Origin of the sequence: Enterococcus hulanensis, from assembly GCF_005405485.1 — a bacterium.
Lineage (GTDB): Bacteria > Bacillota > Bacilli > Lactobacillales > Enterococcaceae > Enterococcus_A > Enterococcus_A hulanensis.
Genome location: NZ_BJED01000007.1, coordinates 18,310 through 37,496 on the forward strand (window position 1 = coordinate 18,310; position 19,187 = coordinate 37,496).

General features: G+C 39.3%; 18 protein-coding genes and 1 pseudogene. 7 read left to right on the plus strand and 12 right to left on the minus strand.

What is annotated here, in order from left to right:
• Window positions 1-6 precede the first annotated feature (6 nt).
• Together asnB and FFR60_RS08935 are read left to right on the plus strand one after the other, a co-directional pair.
• Complete coding sequence (gene asnB / locus FFR60_RS08930) at window positions 7-1,887, plus strand: asparagine synthase (glutamine-hydrolyzing) (RefSeq protein WP_137663875.1); 1,881 nt, start codon at window positions 7-9, stop codon at window positions 1,885-1,887.
• Window positions 1,888-2,216: 329 nt separating this feature from the next.
• Complete coding sequence (locus FFR60_RS08935) at window positions 2,217-4,103, plus strand: endonuclease MutS2 (protein WP_137663876.1); 1,887 nt, start codon at window positions 2,217-2,219, stop codon at window positions 4,101-4,103.
• Window positions 4,104-4,141: 38 nt separating this feature from the next.
• Here the strand turns inward: FFR60_RS08935 and FFR60_RS08940 are convergent, their stop codons facing one another.
• Window positions 4,142-6,241, minus strand: coding sequence for an LTA synthase family protein (locus FFR60_RS08940; protein WP_137663877.1), 2,100 nt, complete (start codon window positions 6,239-6,241; stop codon window positions 4,142-4,144).
• A gap of 248 nt (window positions 6,242-6,489) precedes the next feature.
• Here FFR60_RS08940 and FFR60_RS08945 point away from each other — a divergent pair, with 248 nt between their 5' ends.
• Window positions 6,490-6,879 (plus strand): tautomerase family protein, encoded by a 390-nt coding sequence (locus FFR60_RS08945; RefSeq protein ID WP_137663878.1) that lies wholly within the window; start codon window positions 6,490-6,492, stop codon window positions 6,877-6,879.
• A gap of 14 nt (window positions 6,880-6,893) precedes the next feature.
• Entirely contained in the window at window positions 6,894-7,685 is a 792-nt protein-coding gene (locus FFR60_RS08950) for an ankyrin repeat domain-containing protein (protein WP_171004903.1), read from the plus strand.
• 217 nt (window positions 7,686-7,902) lie between these two features.
• On the opposite strand, the gene FFR60_RS22925 is transcribed toward FFR60_RS08950, so the two are convergent.
• The 8 genes and pseudogenes from FFR60_RS22925 to FFR60_RS08990 all read right to left on the minus strand — a co-directional run bounded on the left by FFR60_RS22925 (window position 7,903) and on the right by FFR60_RS08990 (window position 12,950).
• Entirely contained in the window at window positions 7,903-8,205 is a 303-nt protein-coding gene (locus tag FFR60_RS22925; RefSeq protein ID WP_249354974.1) for an IS30 family transposase, read from the minus strand.
• Window positions 8,206-8,608: 403 nt separating this feature from the next.
• The gene (locus tag FFR60_RS08960) at window positions 8,609-9,004 is read right to left on the minus strand and encodes a hypothetical protein (protein WP_088932598.1); all 396 of its coding nucleotides are present in this window, start codon (window positions 9,002-9,004) and stop codon (window positions 8,609-8,611) included.
• On the minus strand, window positions 9,004-9,591 hold the full coding sequence (locus tag FFR60_RS08965; RefSeq protein WP_137663879.1) for a TetR/AcrR family transcriptional regulator: 588 nt from the start codon (window positions 9,589-9,591) through the stop codon (window positions 9,004-9,006). The genes FFR60_RS08960 and FFR60_RS08965 overlap by 1 nt, the downstream gene beginning before the upstream one ends.
• Window positions 9,592-9,769: 178 nt before the next feature.
• Window positions 9,770-10,159 (minus strand): DUF3796 domain-containing protein, encoded by a 390-nt coding sequence (locus FFR60_RS08970; protein ID WP_137663880.1) that lies wholly within the window; start codon window positions 10,157-10,159, stop codon window positions 9,770-9,772.
• A gap of 146 nt (window positions 10,160-10,305) precedes the next feature.
• Window positions 10,306-10,812 (minus strand): GNAT family N-acetyltransferase, encoded by a 507-nt coding sequence (locus FFR60_RS08975; RefSeq protein ID WP_137663881.1) that lies wholly within the window; start codon window positions 10,810-10,812, stop codon window positions 10,306-10,308.
• A 19-nt stretch (window positions 10,813-10,831) separates the two neighbouring features.
• Window positions 10,832-11,418: pseudogene (locus tag FFR60_RS08980) on the minus strand (HAD family hydrolase).
• 118 nt (window positions 11,419-11,536) lie between these two features.
• Window positions 11,537-12,166 carry a hypothetical protein gene (locus tag FFR60_RS08985; protein WP_137663882.1) on the minus strand — a complete coding sequence of 210 codons (630 nt, stop codon included), beginning with the start codon at window positions 12,164-12,166 and terminating at the stop codon, window positions 11,537-11,539.
• 160 nt (window positions 12,167-12,326) lie between these two features.
• Window positions 12,327-12,950 carry an NAD(P)H-binding protein gene (locus FFR60_RS08990; RefSeq protein ID WP_171004904.1) on the minus strand — a complete coding sequence of 208 codons (624 nt, stop codon included), beginning with the start codon at window positions 12,948-12,950 and terminating at the stop codon, window positions 12,327-12,329.
• Window positions 12,951-13,149: 199 nt separating this feature from the next.
• Here FFR60_RS08990 and FFR60_RS08995 point away from each other — a divergent pair, with 199 nt between their 5' ends.
• Genes FFR60_RS08995 through FFR60_RS09005 form a run of 3 tightly spaced genes read left to right on the plus strand, consistent with a single transcriptional unit; the run spans window position 13,150 to window position 15,001 of the window.
• Window positions 13,150-13,947, plus strand: a complete 798-nt coding sequence (locus tag FFR60_RS08995; protein WP_137663884.1) for a bifunctional hydroxymethylpyrimidine kinase/phosphomethylpyrimidine kinase — start codon at window positions 13,150-13,152, stop codon at window positions 13,945-13,947.
• The gene (locus tag FFR60_RS09000) at window positions 13,944-14,438 is read left to right on the plus strand and encodes an ECF transporter S component (RefSeq protein ID WP_137663885.1); all 495 of its coding nucleotides are present in this window, start codon (window positions 13,944-13,946) and stop codon (window positions 14,436-14,438) included. The genes FFR60_RS08995 and FFR60_RS09000 overlap by 4 nt, the downstream gene beginning before the upstream one ends.
• Window positions 14,439-14,461: 23 nt before the next feature.
• Window positions 14,462-15,001, plus strand: a complete 540-nt coding sequence (locus tag FFR60_RS09005; protein WP_137663886.1) for a TIGR01440 family protein — start codon at window positions 14,462-14,464, stop codon at window positions 14,999-15,001.
• Window positions 15,002-15,050: 49 nt separating this feature from the next.
• Here the strand turns inward: FFR60_RS09005 and FFR60_RS09010 are convergent, their stop codons facing one another.
• The 3 genes from FFR60_RS09010 to FFR60_RS09020 all read right to left on the minus strand — a co-directional run bounded on the left by FFR60_RS09010 (window position 15,051) and on the right by FFR60_RS09020 (window position 19,157).
• Window positions 15,051-17,285 carry an AAA family ATPase gene (locus tag FFR60_RS09010; RefSeq protein WP_137663887.1) on the minus strand — a complete coding sequence of 745 codons (2,235 nt, stop codon included), beginning with the start codon at window positions 17,283-17,285 and terminating at the stop codon, window positions 15,051-15,053.
• Between the two features lie 23 nt (window positions 17,286-17,308).
• Window positions 17,309-17,788, minus strand: a complete 480-nt coding sequence (locus tag FFR60_RS09015) for a DUF6530 family protein (RefSeq protein ID WP_088932589.1) — start codon at window positions 17,786-17,788, stop codon at window positions 17,309-17,311.
• Window positions 17,789-18,311: 523 nt separating this feature from the next.
• A complete protein-coding gene (locus FFR60_RS09020; RefSeq protein WP_137663888.1) occupies window positions 18,312-19,157 on the minus strand; it encodes a DegV family protein in 846 nt (281 codons plus the stop codon).
• Window positions 19,158-19,187: the final 30 nt, after the last annotated feature.

Sequence of the window (19,187 nt, forward strand, 5' to 3'; positions counted from 1 at the left end):
GAGATTGTGTGTGGAATTGTAGGATTTATTGATCGTTCAAATACAACGCAAAAAGAGCAAATTGTTAAAAATATGATGGATACGATTGTTCACCGCGGACCAAATAGTGCGGGACAATTTATCGACGGGGGTGCCGCTATAGGTTTTCGTCGTTTGAGCATCATTGACCTTGAGGGCGGTACACAGCCTATCAAAAACGAAGATGGAACAAAAATTATTACCTTTAATGGAGAAATTTATAATTATCAAAGCATTCGTGAAGACTTGATCGCCAAAGGCCACATTTTTACGACTCACGCTGACACTGAAGTGTTATTGCATGGCTACGAAGAATACGGCATTGATTTGCTGCAAAAAATTCGCGGAATGTTTGCTTTTGTTATTTGGGATACAGAAAAACAAGAATTATTCGGCGCGCGCGACCATTTTGGGATCAAGCCGCTTTATTACACGATGATGAATGGTACATTTATGTACGGTTCTGAAATCAAGAGCTTCCTGCAGCATCCAAACTTTGTTAAAGAGTTGAATAAAGAAGCCTTGAAACCATATATGACGTTCCAGTATTCAGCATTGGATGAAACCTTCTTTAAAAATGTTTATCGCATCAAAGAAGGCCATTACTTTATCTATAAAGATGGCAAACTAGATATCCAACAGTATTGGGATGTAAAAGAACAAGAAACCAATATGACGCTTGAAGAAACTGTTGATTTGATTGATGATACAGTCTTGAAATCGGTCGAAGCTCACCGAATTGCCGATGTTGAGGTTGGTTCATTCTTGTCATCTGGTGTGGATTCAAGCTATGTTACGGCTGTTTTACGCCCAGAGCATTCTTATTCAATCGGCTTTGGCGATAAAACATACAATGAATCGATCGAAGCAAAGAAATTGGCAGATTTGATCGATCTGAATAATACATCTCGCGTGGTTACGGGAGATGAAGCCTTTGAATACTTCCCGTTGATCCAATATCATTTGGATGAACCTGATTCAAATCCTTCATGTGTGCCGTTATATTTCTTAACAGAGCTAGCTAGCCGTGACGTGCGGGTTGCGCTGAGTGGAGAAGGTGCAGACGAATTATTTGCCGGCTACCAAGCTTACGGGATGAACACGAAGTCAAAAGCAGTCAAAGTTGTTGCTGAAGGCTTGAAAAAATTACCAAAAGGCATGCGTTACTCGATCGCTAAAGGACTAAAGGGTAAAACCTTCAAAGGTGCTTTGCACTTGTATACATCATTGGCACCAGCCGAAGAATTCTTTATCGGACAAGCGAAAGTTTTTGAAGAAGACGAAGCGGTTGATTACCTGCAGCCTGAATACCAACAAAGTCCAACAATTAAGGATATTGTTGATGTTCATTACGAAAAGGTTCAGGATATGTCTGAAATCAAGAAAATGCAATACTTGGATATGCACCAATGGATGCCAAAGGATATCTTATTGAAAGCTGATAAATTAGCAATGGCTAATTCATTAGAAGTGCGCGTACCTTTACTAGACAAAGAAATGATGAAAGTCTCTGAAATTGTACCAACTAAATATTTGATTAATGCTGAAAATACAAAATTCGCATTCCGCCAAGCTGCGGCACGTCATTTGCCAGAAGAATGGTATAACCGTGAAAAACTTGGCTTCCCAGTTCCAATCAAAGACTGGTTGCGTGAAGAAAAATATTATCAAATCGTTCGCGACGTGTTCACACAAGACTTCGTAAAAGAATTCTTTGATCAAGACAAAATCGTGAAGCTGTTAGATGATAACTTCGCTGGAACCGCAGATGGTCGTCGTAAAATCTGGACGATCTATACCTTCTTGACATGGTACCAAGTGTACTTCATCAATGATGGTGCTAAGCCTGTACCGGCTGCAATGGCGTAAACTAATAGTCCAATTTGACAAACATTAACTGTCACGTTAGACTATCAATAAGGAAACTTAACAAAAATTATGAGGTGTCTTGGTGAGTGTAGTTATTTAATTTGGAGTAACTTGATAGCGGAAAAAATGACTGTTTACACAGGTTTATTTCGCATGCCAAATTAGATGATACCTATCAAAGCTGATGAATTAGAATTCAAGCTGTGAAGAGGAATCTTCACAGCTTTTTTGTCGCTTCTGTTTATTAATGAGCTAGCTGCGACGACTATCTCCTTTGTTAAGTTCCCCTGGCCTCGATAGGTATCTTTTCATAACGAAAGGAAGAGACCATGAATAACGAAACATTTACAAAAACACAATTTAATGAAATCAAACAACAACTTAGCAGCTACGCAATCAGTAGCTTCGGGAAAAAACGAATCGCAAACACTCAGCCTCATTCAAAACTATCTGTTGTAGAAAAACGGCTGACGGAAACGACTGAAGCAAAGCAGTTACTTGATAGCAATCTCCATGTACCCTTTATGGGGCTGCAAAGTATTGAACATATAACGAACCAGCTCGAAAAAGGCTTTGTGCTTACACCGCAAGAGCTGATGGAATACGCGGACTTTTTACGCAGCTTGCGTTTGATCCGGCAATTTTTTGAAAAAAATCAAAGTATCGCACCCCTTTTGAATCGTTACGGACAAGGATTGAACGACTTCAATGAAATCGAAGAAGAAATTTATCAGGTCATTCGAAATGGAAGAATAGTTGACGATGCTAGTCGCGAACTGCGGCGAGCGCGTCGGGATATCGCGGAGACTCAAGACAAAATCCAAGAGTTGCTGAAAAAATTTATTCGTCAAAATAAAGAGAAAATGCAAGAAGCGATCATCACTAAACGCAACGATATTTTTACCGTTCCTATCAAAGCGGCATATAAGAAACAAATCAAAGGAACGATCGTTGAACTTTCCAGTAAAGGAACGACGGCCTATATCGAACCTAGCAGTGTGAGCCGTTGGAATGAGCAATTGACCTACCACAAAATGGTAGAAGAAGCCGAAGTTTATCAAATTCTAGCAACCTTGACCGGCTTGTTGGCAGAAGCCTTGCCGCTGATCCAGCAGAATATCGAGATCATCGCAGAATTTGATCAGATCTTTGCACGGGGGAAATTTAGTCGCGAATTAAAAGGGATCACACCGAAAATAAACGCTGACGGCTATATTCATTTAATCTCTGCGACTCACCCTTTGATTGAACATGCAGTACCGTTGGATTTGACAATCGGTGAAGATTATCGCGGATTAACTATTACCGGTCCAAATGCCGGCGGGAAAACGGTCGTCTTAAAAACGGTCGCACTAATGAGTCTGATGACAATGATCGGTTTGCAGATCCCGGCAAAAGAAGGAACGGAGATCGCGATTTTCGAGCAGATTTTTGTTGATATTGGAGACGCGCAAAGTATCGAGAATGCTCTAAGTACCTTTTCTGGACATATGCAGAATATTTCTGAGATCCTTCGGCAGGCGCGTAAAAATAGTTTGATTCTTCTGGATGAATTAGGCAGCGGGACTGAACCAAATGAAGGTGCGGCCTTGGCGATCGCCATCATGGAGGAATTTTACCAAAAGGGCAGTATTTTGATCACGACCACCCATTACGGTGAAATCAAACGCTTTGCTGAACAGCATCCTGATTTCATCACGGCGGCAATGGACTTTGACGCAGAACATTTAACACCGAAATATCGCTTGCTGATTGGTCAAACTGGTGAAAGTAATGCCCTATGGATTGCGAAAAAGATGGCGATCTCTGATCAGATCATCACTAAAGCCCAAAATTATTTTACCGATCGCAATTACAGCCTCGAAAAGAAGAGCTTTAAGAAGCGGACGATGAAGCCGACCACAGCGGCTGTTGAAATGACTTACTATAAAGGGGACAAAGTGTTCTTGCTGGAACAGCAGAAATCAGCCTTGATCTATCAGGAGATTCCTTTCACTGACAATGTGAAGGTGTTCTTTGAAGACGAGTTTATCGAAGTGCCTAAACGCCGAATCAAGCTTGAATATCGGGCGACCGAGCTTTATCCAGCGGACTATGAGTTAGAAAATCTGTTTGAAGACTTCCAGACGCGAAAAGAGCGGCGAGATATTGATCGCGGCTCGAAAAAAGCGCAACGCAAATTAAGAAAAGAAGCATTGCAAAGAAGACAAGACTAAAAAACACCTCCAGTTTTTTCGACTGGAGGTGTTTCGTTTTATTCATATTGCTGATAGGTTTTAGTCTTATATAAGCCAACCGTTGATTTCTGATTATTCTCGCTGTATAAACTAGAAGACTGTGCGCCTTTTTGACGTTCGATTTCTTCTAAACGCGCCTTTTGATCACGATAATCAAAGGAACTCGGATTAATCGAATCTAAGCCGCTATCCTGATAATATCTCAGCAAATCGCCGTTAGTGATTTTATCAGAGGTGATCAATTGCTGATCGACGTCCTGATTCAGTTCGATAAAGGTTTGTTCTTGCTCCGGCGTTGGTTCAGTGATCACCTCAGCTGTTTGGTTATCATACATTTTGCCACCGTAGAAGGTATATTGCGGTGTGACGAAATCACCATCTCTAAAGGCCACAACTTGTTTATGTTCCGGCGAGAACAGATCTTGCCCCAGCTGCAGATATTTCTTCGAATCGATTCCCAGCAAATGCAGCAGAGTAGGGAGCGCATCAACTTGACCACCATAAGTATGGTTGACGCCGCCATTTGTTGCACCAGGTACATGGATCATGAATGGGACCCGCTGTAATTGCGCGTTGTCATAATCTGTCCAAGCATCCGATTCTTTTCCTAATAACGGTGCCAGTTCTCTATTACGCGTATTCGAGATACCGTAATGGTCACCATATAAGACAAAAATTGAATTGTCATATAGACCGCTGGCTTTCATGTAATCAAAGAACTCTTTTAACGCAGTATCTAAATAGTTCGCTGTAGCAAAATAGCCATTGATCGTTTCATCCTTCGTATTAGCTAACGGGAACCCATCTTCTTCATTTTTAAAACGAGAATAAGGGTAGTGGTTCGAAACGGTAATAAATTTCGCATAAAAAGGCTGCTGCAGATGTTCCAAGTATTGAACAGATTGATTCAAGAATGGTTTGTCGTGCATACCGTATTGGAACGAATTATCATCATTGATGTCGTAATAAGACGAATCGAAGAAATACTCAAACCCTAGGTGTTTGTAAGTTTTATCCCGATTCCAAAATGAAGCCGAATGACCATGGAATACTGCCGACGTGTAATCCGCCTTTTGCTTCAAGATATTTGGTGCTGCTTCAAAGGTATTTTTATCACCCATTTGAGTGAAAAGTGCCCCTTGATTCAAACCAAATAATGAGTTTTCCATCAACGTTTCCGCATCAGAGGTTTTACCGGCTTTGACCTGATGGAAAAAATTATCGAAGCTATAAGTGCTTTCACCATGATACAAGCTATTTAAAAATGGCGTAACAGTATGGTTCGCGCCGTTTTCATCAGTCAGTTGGTAATCGATCAAAAACTGTTGGAAACTTTCCAAATGAATGTAGACAACATTTTTGCCTTTTGCTATGCCGAACATTGAATCATTTGGCTCCGCGTAATGATCTTTAACGTAGCTTTCAACTTCCTTGAGATCATTGGGACTAGCTTCTGCTCGAATTTGGTTGTTCTGATAGGTTTGATAACCATCATAGACCGTAAAAGCATTCACACCTAGATATTTCACTAAATATTCGCGAGAAAATTGCCGACTCAATAAGCCAGAGCGATCAATCTCAGCCAGAAAAATATTTCCGCTGCCGATTAAAAGAGAAAGGGCAGTGAGGGCCGCCGCTTGACGGAAACGCGGATATTTCTTATCCATCGGAATTTTCTTTTTGATTAATAAAGCAGGCAGCAAGAACAGGTCGATGATATAAAAGACATCGTACAAGCGAAATAATCGAACGGCACTTTCACCTAAGCCAGTCGAGACTTGGCCGGCACCCAGCATCGTATTGATCGTAATAAAATCAGTAAACTCACGATAATAGACCGCATTCGAAAAGAGCCAAATCGTTAATAACGCATAAATGATAAACAATGTCGTATAAGCAACTTTTGAACGCTTGATAAACAGGGCAAGACTGAGCAGTACCATCGAAACGCTTAAAGGATTAATGATCAGAATGAATAATTGCATAGGACTTTGAATGCTTAAATGAAAATCAACAACATAGGCAAACATATTTTTCAGCCAAAGTAAGCCAATCAGCAGACTGAAAAAACCAATTCGTGTTTTTGTAAAATCAATATATTTTTTTAAATGAGACATTTGCATGCTCCTTAGATTTATTTTCCATATTCTTCAATAGTTTATCGGTTTTTAAGGCGAAGGTCAAACTGAACAATGTTGGAAACGCTGATATACCAATATCCGGATAAGTTTTTAATCTGAATATTAATAATTCTTAATATTCAGAGCCGCTGTCTGGAATAACTTTATTTTCACCGGAAGTTCTCAAGTCGGCTGAATTGTTTCATAGATGTTATACTATGCAGAAATAAAGGGAGGATATGCCGATGCCATTAATGAAAATCGATATGATCAAAGGAAGAAATGAAGATGAAATCAAAGAAATTCTGGATATTTCTTATCAAGTAATGCTGGAGGCTTTTCATGCTCCAGAGGGCGATCGCTATCAAATAGTCAATCAACACGAACCATTCGAAATGCAGATTCTTGATACAGGCTTAGGCTTTGAACGAACCGATCAAGTGATCGTTTTCAGTCTAACCACAAGACCACGTACCAGCGAAGAAAAGCAAAACTTTTATTCTCAGTTAGTGAAGGAATTAGAGGACCAGCTTGGCATCAAACCAGAAGATGTAATGATTAACCTGACAGTCAATTCAGATGAAGACTGGAGCTTTGGTTTTGGCCGAGCGCAATTTTTAACTGGCGAGTTGTAAGCAGGGGGAAATGTATGAAAAAAGTAATCGCGATTATTGCATTTCTATTTATTTTAGGCGGCTGTCAGTCAAATTCAGCAAATAAGGAAGCGACTGGCACTTCAAAATCCACTGCAGAAAAAAATATTTCTAAAGCTTCCGACAAAACGAGTGCTGCAAAAGAATCTTCCAGTACACAACAATCACAGGAGGATAAAAAAATGGATATAGCTCCAGGAAGTTTACTCCAAGCAGTTTCAGCAAACGATTCAGCAAAAGTAGCCGCAATTTTAAAAGCAAAAACAGATTCGATTGATGAAGTGAACGATAAAAATGAAACACCGTTAATGATCGCGGTCCATAATAATCAAATCGAGATAGCCAAGAAATTGATAGACGCAGGAGCAAATGTAAATAAACAGGATACTATCGAGGATAGTCCTTATTTGTACGCAGGAGCTGAAGGCAGAACCGAGATTTTAACCTATATGCTAGCTCATAGTACGCCAGATCAATCAATTACCAACCGTTTTGGCGGAAACGTGCTGATTCCAGCCGCTGAAAAAGGTCATCTGGCTAACGTAAAGTTGCTGCTGGCTGATGGTCGAGTAAATATCAATCATCAAAATGATTATGGCTACACAGCATTGATTGAAGCCGTTGCATTAAGAGACGGATCGCAAGTTTATCAAGACATCGTGGCAGAATTACTAAGAAACGGCGCCGATCCAAACATCGTTGATAACTATGGCAAATCAGCAAAAGATTACGCTAATGAACTCGGTTACGGAAACATCTCTAAAATGCTGGAGGAAAACTCACAGTAAGTCGTTTAATAATAGAAGATACAGTAAAAGGAGGCTTGTTTTAGTCTCCTTTGAAATTTTTTATTCTAGTTTACATAATATACATTAAGCAAAGTTACATACGATAAACTAGTATACATATTAACTGTAGCATTTGATTATTTTAGTATCACTGTTGTTTGACTCAATCTGTTAGATTCCTATAAAACTACTTTGATTATCCGCAAAAAGTTCTCGATTATTCTAAATTTGACTTATGCTGCAGTGATTTCCATTTAAAATATTTTCTTAGTCGTAAATTTATACTTTGAACAGCTTGATCGATTTTGTTTTGAGAGATATTTTTAAAATTAGATGGCTTTGGAAAATATTTTCTGAGTAATCCATTATTGTTCTCATTAGATCCATGTTCATATGGCGAACTTGGATTGGCATAATAGATTTTGCAGTCAAAAGTGTCTTCAATGAGTCCGCTTTTAAACTGTTTGACAAATTCACTTCCACTGTCGAATGTGATCAGTTTCACAACATAAGAATACATTTCTACTAAGCAGGTCGATTCTTTAACGTAAGACCGTCAAAGAATTCCCACTTCGGTCTTTTTAACAACTTTCCAGTAATTTTTATTTTATAGCGTTTTCCACGCCCCTTATTTTTTTTATATCAAAAGGAATGATTTGTTTATAAATTCAGGTATAGATTGTTGAAGTACAGATTTTTACGCTACGAACTGCATTTGCGATCCGTTCTGGTGTATATTTCATTTCTAGGTACTTTAAAATGGTCTTAGTGTTGTGTACAGTGGCTAGGCAACTGTAAGTAGACCAATCTCATTTCACAATTTAGGCACTTGAAATCCTTGCTACGACAATCACTTGAAATAATCCTCACTTATGTAAATCTCTTTTTAAATAACAAGCTTTAATATTAAGAAAAAAGGAAGCTTACGCTTGGAATGACTTGCTGCGCTTTTTCTTCTCTATACCCCATCCTATTATCCAACACAGAACCAAAGCGTAGTTTTCTAAAGCACCTACTAAGCTAGTTAGTTTTGAGCTGTCTTCTAAAAATCCTAAGAGATGGTTGGTTCCAAATCCCATTCCTCCAATAATCAAAGAAAAAAGAATGATCCTCAAGAAAAACCAATCATATTTAATATTGATTGCTATAAGTATTGGAATAATCGCAAGATTCCAAAAAGCAATTTCTCTTTGCCAGCCTAAGGATATCCCATATTCTGAGTTTGCTCCCATATAATTTGCAAAGAAAAGCTGTAGTACAGATGCTGAAAACATTGCTACGATTACTAAAGCGAAAGTAACTCTTAAAAGCTTATTCATTATTTCTCTCTCCTTATCATTCTTTTTCCTAGAGATTCTACTAGAAATAAATAGGTCTGCTTAAAGTCAATTAAACTAACACTGTAACTGTTTGAGAAAAGAATAACCGAAACTGAATCAATAAAAATGGATGTCTCAACCATTAAATCCTTTTTAAGATAACTTATAAAACAATGCCATAATTCTTCTTTTTTTTCATCAATCAGTTTCTTCCCACCTTTACTCAACTGACTATATGACTTATTAAACTCTTTTCCAGAAGCGTTAATTAACCACATATTATCTTTGATAAAATCTGTAAACGAAAAAATAACTTGGGTAAAGTATCTATAAGAATCTTCTTCTTTTAATTTGACTTTTTCTATTAATTGCTCAATGTCATTAAAAGCATCCAACAAAACTCTTAAAAATAAATCTTCCTTGTTTTCAAATATTAAATAGAAAGTTCCTTTTGCTATGCCTACTATTTTGACCAAGTCATTCACGCTAATAGTTGAATTGGACTCTTGTTCCAATCTCAGCTTATACTCCTGGAGTATTCTGTCTTCCAATTTTTCTCTTTCTTCATTGCTAAACTTTTTTGGCATAGTAATTCACTCCTCTTCAATGACCATTATTGCATTTCGGTCACTAAAAATCAAATTCAATAAATAAAAAAACAACACCCACAGAGAATTGTTGAGTGCTGCCTTTATTTATCTGAAATTCTAATGGAACAGGATTCATCTAATTGCTTTTGTATTTTTTAATCAATCTTTCTTAAACTCATTCTTTATTAGTAAAAGTCGCTTTGTCGAAATAATAAGTTAACATAGGTACAAGGATGAAAGTCACTGCAATTCCAAGACAAATCAACGTTGTTTGCACCATCAAAGTCATCTTATAGTTTCCTGTAAATCTTGCAGACAGTATTACTGTCAGAAAGATCATGCCCATTCCTACCCTATACCCATATCTTTGTGCCTTCGAAAAATTATTTTTTAGTCTTTCATCAATTTTTTCATGATTCATTTTTCCTTCCCAATAAAACCCATAAAAGCCGAAGAACACAAAAAATACAAGAAATCCCGGCTCATTTAATACGAAGCCTAGCACGCCAAGAAAACCTAAAACACCAAGAAACCCCATCCATGATTTTACTCTTTTATTAAACATTTTAAATCTCCTTATGTGATGTGATATATTTGTATCATGAGATAAATATATCACTTCGAACTTTTGATGTCAATTTACATTTTTAATAGCAAAAAAACACTCAACAAGATTCTGCTGAGTGTTAGACGGTATTCTGGTAACCAGAATTAATTCTTTAATTGATAAACTAAATGTTCTTTTAGCATGCCGTTTTGCTTTCGCTGATAACTGAACTCGTAAGTCAGCCCATTTTTTTCAAGAATTCTTTGCGATGCGCGGTTTTCGATAGCAAATTGCGCAAAAATTTGCGGTAAATGATAGCGATTGAAGGCTAATTTGACAAGTTCCTGTACGATTTTAGTTCCATAACCAAGACCTTGGTATTCTTTTTTTACGATATAGGCGATTTCATCGAGGGTAGTGAAATTAATGGTTGTTTTGATGATTCCGGCAATTCCAATTGATTGCTGAGTGCGAGTATCTGCTACGATGAAGTAACTATATCCGTATTCTTGATATTGCTGAGTAATTTTATTGATCCAGCCTTCTACTTCTTCGTCTGTATAGATTTTCCCCCAGCCAAGCAGCATTAGTTCTTCTGATTGAAGGATCGACTTCAGAAAGTGAAAGTCATTGGTCGATATTTTCTTAAAAGTAAGTGAAGTCTTTTCCACTAAGCTCTCCCTCTTGCTTTTATTTGTTCAAGCTTTTAATAAGCTCGTAAATCTCAAGCATGTCCGCTGCTAAATAGTCAGCGCCACTTTGGTCGACCTCCGCTCGTGTTTCTTTATAAGCGATCGTGGTAATTCCTGCAGCTTTTGCTGCGGTTATTCCGTAGTATGAGTCTTCAATAGAGATCGCCTGCTCAGGTTTGACCTTCAGTTTTTGTAAAGTATTTAGGTAGATCGCTGGATTTGGCTTACTTTCTGCGACGAACTCACCGCTGTAGATCACATCGAAATATTATTTGCTTTTGCCCACGTTAAAATAGAGAGAATGTTTTTTCTAAACAACTGCTGATAGTTTATTGATTCATAGGCGGCATCGTTGAATTTTTCAAAACGTTCTTTGATCGCACTTAATGAATCATTGCTGTCGATGAATTTGCGTAAAGTCTTATAAAGCATGTCATAGGACTGACCGATTAATTCGTCAAAATTTGTGGCCGCGTGATCGATGGTCGGATTCTCCTTTTTGATAAACTCCTGTTGAATTCGAAAATCTTGAAATTCAGTATCGACAATCACACCATCCATATCAAATATAATTGCTTTAAGCATTCGCGTTGTCCTCCTTGCTGGTTATACGTCAAATTATTGCAAACCATTTCACTAAAAGCAAACAGGATAAACGCAAAAACAAAAATAGCCAATCACGTTTTCCTTTTAACGTAGTCGGCTATTTTTTGATTTTATTACGCAGTGCTTTTATTTTGTCCATGGTGATGATTTTTGATTCAGTCTCAGGTTGTTTTTCCGCTAGTTTCTCGGCTTCTACTTTTTGCTCTTCGACTAATTTGATACCGCGATGCTCCGCCCGAAAAATGTTTCGCTTGATTTCCTCGACTTGGGCTAACTTGTCCAACGCTTCAGGACTGTGGCGTAAAAGCTCTCTAGTCTTTCGTTCGTGAATTCGTTCCGTGACTTTTTCATCGAAATAGCTCGTGATAGCTAAATTGATCACTAAGGCAATCAAAAGAAAATTGTCGGTTACGGTGGAGCCGTTCAGATACCCATTACTGAACAACCAAGCAACAAAACAAACCAAAGCCAGCACACTAAAAACCTGATAAACTCTCAGCGCCTTTTCCTTTTCGCTGCGATCAGCAAAGACAGGCTTGGCGTCATGGTACAAAGCCAAATAAAGATTGCGAGCCTCGACGAACTCCGGCTGTGTGTTTTCTGCCGTTTCGTAGGCTTCTTTCTTGGCAAACCCCTGCGCTTTCATATAGTATTTTGCGACTTTCCTTTTTCGGATCATTTGAACCCCCTCTTCGATTCTAGCATTGTGAATATTTTGAAGATTCATAAGGTCTCTCCTTAATTACGGAATTCTCTTTTCAGCAACCTCTATTTTATCATTAAGTTAGTCGAAAGACTAAGAAATAATTTAATATTTTTCTGCTCGTCTGAATTTAGAAAAGAGAAATCCACTCAGATAAGCTTTTTCACTGAGTGGACCAAATTTTTTATATTTTTTTTACTGCTTCTTCAATCGGTGTGTCGCCGTCGCCCATTAAAATTACTTTTTTAATGGTGTTATCTTGCTCCAGCAACGCTGCCAAAACGGCTGCGACGTTTTCGATCGCGTTCTCTGATTTTTCTGTGATATTTGTAGTTATTTTTCCGCTGCCGGGAATCTCTTTTAAGGTGCCAGGCTGCAGGATCGTATAATCCAGGTTCGTTTTGTCGATCAGCCAGTTATCTGAAAAAAATTTTGCGATATTATACTCAGTTAATGCTTCACTCCATTTATCCGGTTGCAACGCAAACAGTGAACTTAAATGAATGTAACGCTTGATCCCTTTTTGTTCGGCGGCCTGCATTAATTTGACTGCACCATACAGGTCTGTTTGTAACAGGTCTTTTCCTCGTGAGCCGGCGACAAAATAAACGGCTTCTGCATCAGCTAGCGTATCTGCGATTTCATCAACGGTGCCATGTAAATCTAAATAAACAGGCTTGACTGAATCGGTCGCTTTAATGTCTTGGTCCCGACGAGCCCCCGCATAAATATCGTGTCCCTTTGCTGTTAAGTTCTTGATCAATTCTTCGCCTACGCGGCCAGTTGCTCCAGCAATAAATATTTTCATATACATGATCCCCTTTCTCCTCACTTATGCTAACGCACTTCTTCTATTGGAACAAATATTTACACTTAAAATTGGATGAGTTAGAAAACAACCAATTGGCTGTTTATTTTTCAGTTCACAACTTTATAATAAGAATCATTAACGATATCCGTTTAAATGACTCACTAATTAATTGATGGATGACATGAGGAGTTTTTCTATGACCAAAACAGTGCTGACAATTGCAGGCTCGGATACTTTAGCGGGCGGCGGTCTGCAATCCGATCTAAAAACATTTGAGAATCATCATCTATTTGGCCTGACGGCGATTACTTGTATCGCAGTCGTCAACAACGGTCAATTTGAGATAAATGATCTGCCGCCTAAACTTTTGCAAGAACAAATAAAAACAATCGATGATAATCTAAGTCTGGATGGAATAAAAATCGGCTTGATTCATCAATTAGAATCGTTGGAAATTGTAAAAGATTTTTTGCAACGATTTGATGGTCCGATCGTCTTAGATCCCGTCATGGCCTTTAAAGAAACAGATCGTGTGTATAGCGATACCTACCGTGAAAAACTGATTGAATTGTTTCCATTCGCGACGATCATTACTCCGAACTTGAAAGAAGCTGAAATTTTAAGCCAGCAAAAGATTACCAACTTGGATGAAATGGAACAGGCAGCTCAAAAAATCTCAGCTCTTGGCGCACGCTCTGTGGCGATCAAAGGCGGCGAGCGTCTTTCCGGCGATTTAGCTTCGGATTTGTTTTATGACGGCGCACATTTCGAATTCTTTTCTAAGCCAAAATTAACGAAAACAACGATTAATGGCGCTGGATGTACATTTGCCTCGGCAATTACCTCGAACTTGCTACTAGGCAAAGACTTGATTTCAGCGATCAAGGATAGTAAAGAATATGTTTATCAAGGAATCAAAAATGGCTTCACACTAAAAAATGGTGAAGGAAATGTTTGGTTTGGCGATAGTGTGAAAACGGAGGTGCTGACATGAGAACAAAAGATATGACGAAACTTGCGATGATGGTGGCATTAACTGTGACACTATCGATATTATTTATTATCCCGATCCCTGCCACCAAAGGCTTCGTAACACTTTGCGAAGTTGGAATCTATGCCTCTGCTCTGCTTTTTGGGCCGGGAGGCGGATTTTTGGTCGGAGCATTAAGCGGTGGTCTGATCGATATGATTTCTGGTTATCCTGAATGGGCGATTTTTTCGATCATCATTCATGGGATTCAAGGCTTTATTTTGGGCTATCTATATCAGAGGTATCCCAATAAAAAAGGTCTTACTGTAGGCTTTTTATTCGCCAGCTTATTTATGATCATCGGCTATGCGTTGGCGACTGCCTTATTATTTGGCTGGCCTGCTGGTTTGGCTTCGTTACCAGGTAATTCTGTGCAAAATATTTTCGGTATCGCGGTGACAGTTCCCCTCTTTCACGCATTGCAGCGGGTTCTGCGTCATCCTCAATATAAATAGTTAATAGAAGGAAGTTATCCAAAATGGAAAAAGAAAAAATCCAACAACAACTAACCACTATCACAAATGATGTCTTAGAAGCAGCCAATCTAAAAGCTGGTGACACGTTTGTATTAGGCTGTACGACCAGTGAAATCGTTGGCGGTACAATCGGCAAAAATTCTAGTCAAGAAGTCGGTCAATGGGTTATCGAGACCCTGAAAGCAATTCTTGATCTTAAAAAAATCTATCTAGCAGTACAAGGCTGCGAACACATCAATCGTGCAGTCGTTGTCGAGCGAGAGCTGGCTGAGAAAAAAGATTGGGAAATTGTTTCAGTAAAACCAGCGTTGCATGCTGGCGGTTCTTGTTCGGTTGCGGCTTTTGAACAATTCAGTGATCCAGTTGAAGTTGAGCATATTGTGGCTCAAGCCGGCATTGATATCGGCGATACTTCGATCGGTATGCATGTAAAATATGTGCAAGTGCCTGTTCGCCCATCCATCAAAGAATTAGGCGGCGCACATGTGACAGCTTTACGCAGCCGTCCAAAATATATCGGCGGACCTCGCGCAACATATTAAATATTTTAAACAACAAAACCTACCTACGAATTTTTCGTAGGTAGGTTTTTTAGATAAACCGCGCAATTAACTGAAGAAGCTGCTGCGGCAATGTTGAAATATCAGAGATATCGACAAAATTGTTTTCACCGTAAAGTGTTCGCAGCTGCTCCTTGTCTTCACCAATCGCACAAGCAATGAAAAGGATCCCTTTTCTTTCGTAATCATCTAGAACTGATTGGATATCTTGCTTGGCTTTTTCACCAGTATAATCCGGTAAAGCTTTCGGCTGACCGTCGCTGATCGAAAGTAAAACCTTTGTGTCGGCAGCTTGCTGACTAAGTTTCTCAGCTAATAGTCTCAGTGGTACGCCGTCACGATTATTTTGTCGCGGCTTCATCGTAGAAAGCTTGGCCGCCATAAAGTCATAGCCGTCGTCGAATTCCTTGTATGAATAGATCGAAGTTTTTTCTCGTTGACTAAGATCTGCAGAATCCCCATATAGCATCAGCGGAATATTGGTCTTCTCAGCAAATAAACTCAAAGCAACTGCTGCTAATTTAGCGTTTTGAATCCGGTCATCTCGCAGCATCGAGCCAGATTCATCCACCCGCACGGCTAATGCCAATGAAGGCTGTTCGCTTGGCGGATTTTTCTTATCGAAGTTTCTTAGATCACCATAAGCAACGTGGCTTGGATTAAATCGCGCGCCATAGTATTTCCCGCTGGAGTAATCATTGCTGACTTCTTTATTTAACAAATCATTGATTACGCGACTTAGGCTTTCTACTTCTGGCAGCACACTTTGTGTCAGCTCTTGGCCGTTTTTGATCGCCGCTTCGTTGATCGTTGGTCGATGAAGTATCGTTCCTTCTTTTGCATGGATCGTCTCTTTCAGACTTTCACGTATCTCGCGATTTAATTCCTTTCGTTTTGTTTTATCGATTTCCGCCATTTCATCTAATGACATCGCTGAACCGATTTTCTCCTCTTCATCGATCGAGGCTGTCGTGCTTTCGGTTTCAGCGTCCCCTCGTTCGGCATCATCAGAAATTGTTGCAGCTTCGGGCTGCTTTTTTTCTTTTTCAGACTCCACCTCTTCAACCTTTGTTTCTTGATTTTCGGTTGGAGCATCGGTTTCTACGGCCTCGCTCTTCAAAGTCGCCTCTTCTGCCTCTTCAAAAATATTTCGCTGGTCCGCTTCTGCTTGACTGATTCTTCTGCCCTGCTGCAATTTTTGCTGATTCTTTACTTGCTGAAGCTCTGTCAGCAGCTTGCTTTGCTCTAAAGCCTCCTGCAAAATCTTTAATTCTGTTTCGTCCGTAGTTAATTTATATAAAACTTTCGGAAAAATACTTTCCAATGGGTCTTGCCCCTGCTTCAAGCTATTAACCCAAAAGAAATATGAGCGCATCCCTGCTACGCCTTTGATCGCATTGGCCTTGGCTGTTTCATCTAATAAACGGATGATTTCCGCCATAACTTCAAGGTAATCACGATCCGTAAAATTCGTCTTGGCGATGGCTCGTTCAATCATTACTTCAATAGAAGGCAGATCCATTTTTTCCGCATGCTGTACCCGGTCACGGAGCGATTCATTCAGCGGTCGATTTCCCTGATAATTGCGGTTGGTCGTAATGATTACTACACAATCAGGATGCCGGCGAATAATACCAGTGGGGATATTCAATAAACCATTCGGCTCCAAAGCAGAATTCAAAGCTACTAAAACTGAAGCATCACGGATTACTGTAGGCTCTTGGATTTCCAGCAGATAGCCTTTTTGCATCGCACGAACGATCTCTGAAGGATAAAATTTATACTCAACACTTGTTGTAGTTTCATCCTTATCAATCCGTTCGATTAGTTTGCATAAGCGATCTTTTGCTTGATCCGCATCAATTTGGAAATGGCTTTCGATTACTGCCAAAACCTCTTGTAAAGAGTCTGTTTGATAGATCGCTTCCAATAATTCTTGATCGTCCTCATCGTCGGCACTGACAACTGGCAATAAGGCGCCAAAGACATCTGTTTTATCCATGTCAGCAAAACAGGTAACTTTTGTATAAGGCAGCTGCAGGTCATCAGATAGGGCGCGGGCAAGTTGAGTTTTCCCTGAACCGGCATCACCTTCCAATAAAACATTCATGATTTTCATTTCGGGATCAAGCCAATTATTTTTGATCTCCGACGCGATTCTGACTTCTTCCTTGCTGGTTTTATGACTTAACGGCTTGCGCCAGATCATTTGTTCTTCTACTTTGGTAAACTTTCGTCCTTTAGTCACGACAAAAGATTGCTCCATCTTAATTCACCTCGTCATTCAGTTTAATAACCTAATTCGTCTAAAAGACGTTTCAATGTTCGATAACGCTGCGCGATCAAGTCGCCGTCTTTATTCATCGTATCATTGAACAGAATAATGTCTTCGTCGATCTTGGGATTTTCTGTATCGACTTTGACTTCCATTCGGCCCCCCTGCAGCCCAATAATGTCTACTTTAGGGTCTTCTGGATCATAAAATTTTTCATAGCGATAGGCATCTTGTAAATAAATACTTGATTGCGCCACTAGAATCGCTAAGTCTAAAATTCGTGTGATCGGCAGCTCTTCTGACTGGCGCGACCATTTTTCTCCAGTATGACGCCAAACCTTGCCGGAAATATCCACACGCCCACGATCATTCCATTGTGCCAAGCCTAATGTTAGACCTTTGGCATCGCTATCCCAAGCATGGTGCCCGTCGATTTTATCGTAATTTTCTACTAAAAAGACTGGTTTGTGTTTTAAATTCGTCGGTATTTTCATAAAAAATCCTCCTAGTTGATTCCTATTTATTTTCATTAAAAGAATCACTTATGTAATAATTCACTTTAGTAATTTAGTAAATTACTAAACTACTGATGAAGACAGAATACGCAAAAGAGAGAAAATTTGCAACTAACTCATATTAGGGTAATCATTTTTTGAAACCCACAAAAAATGAGTCCGATTTTCGCTGCGTATACCATCAAACTAAACGTCTTGTAAGAAGTTTTCTACTTAGAAGATTGATTCGTTCTCATGCTTTATAAAACTGTGAAAAGTTTGACTGGCAACTACCTCTCATTAAAGTATTCATTTTTTGAAGACCACAAAAAATGAGTTCTATTTTTGCTGTGTATACCATGAAACTAAACGATTTGTATATGATTTTCAAATCTTATCACCTTGCATAACTGCTAAAATTTTGACTAACAGCTATCTCTTATAAGTCATTTCACATTTGCGCAAATTTATTGAGTGAATTTGACAAAAGAAAAACTCACTAAACGAATTAGTGAGTTCATGTTTATTTTGCTACACCAAGTGCGATTGCTTTATCGCCTAAGTGAGTGCCGATAACTGGGCCGAATGTGCCGACATCGATTGTCGCATCGGGATATTTCTGCCGCAGCTTATCGTATTCTTGCTGAGCGAGTTCTGGATTGTTGCCGTGGATCACATAGATTCGCAGTTCATCTTGGTTTTCCTGACGACGCTCCTCAATGATTTCCTCGGTACGTTGTAAAGCTTTCTTTAATGAACGAATTTTTTCTGCCAGAACGATCTTGCCATCTTCAAAGGTCAGGATCGGCTTGATCTTCAACAAACCGCCAATGATCGCGGCGCCATTGGTCAAACGTCCGCCTCGGACCAAGTTGTCTAAATCGTCAACAATAATATAGGCATTCGTGGTGTCGCGAATTTGATCGACGGCTGCCAATATTTCTTCTAGTGACTTTCCTTGCTCACTCATTTCCAGTGCTTTTTCCACCATATACCCCATAGGGACACTAGTGATTTTAGAATCATAAGGAATAAGCTGTAATCCTTCAATATCATCTTTAATTGCTGTCAATGTACGAACAAAACCTGAGATACCTTCTGATAAATGAATACTGATCACTGTATCGTAGCCCTGTTCCTTGATTGAGCGATACAATTCGTAAACTTCGCCTAAAACCGGTTGAGAGGTTTTTGGGAAATCCTTGCTGCTTTTCAATTTTCGATAGAATTCTTCATATCCAATATCCACCCCTTCTTCAAAAGGTTCGCCGTCAATGATGACGGGAATTGGAATTATGAACAAATCTTTATGATTGCGCATGCGTTCATTCAGATAAGCGGTACTATCTGTCACGATCGCTAGTTTCATAGTCGCTTCCTCGTTTCTATCAAAATTTAC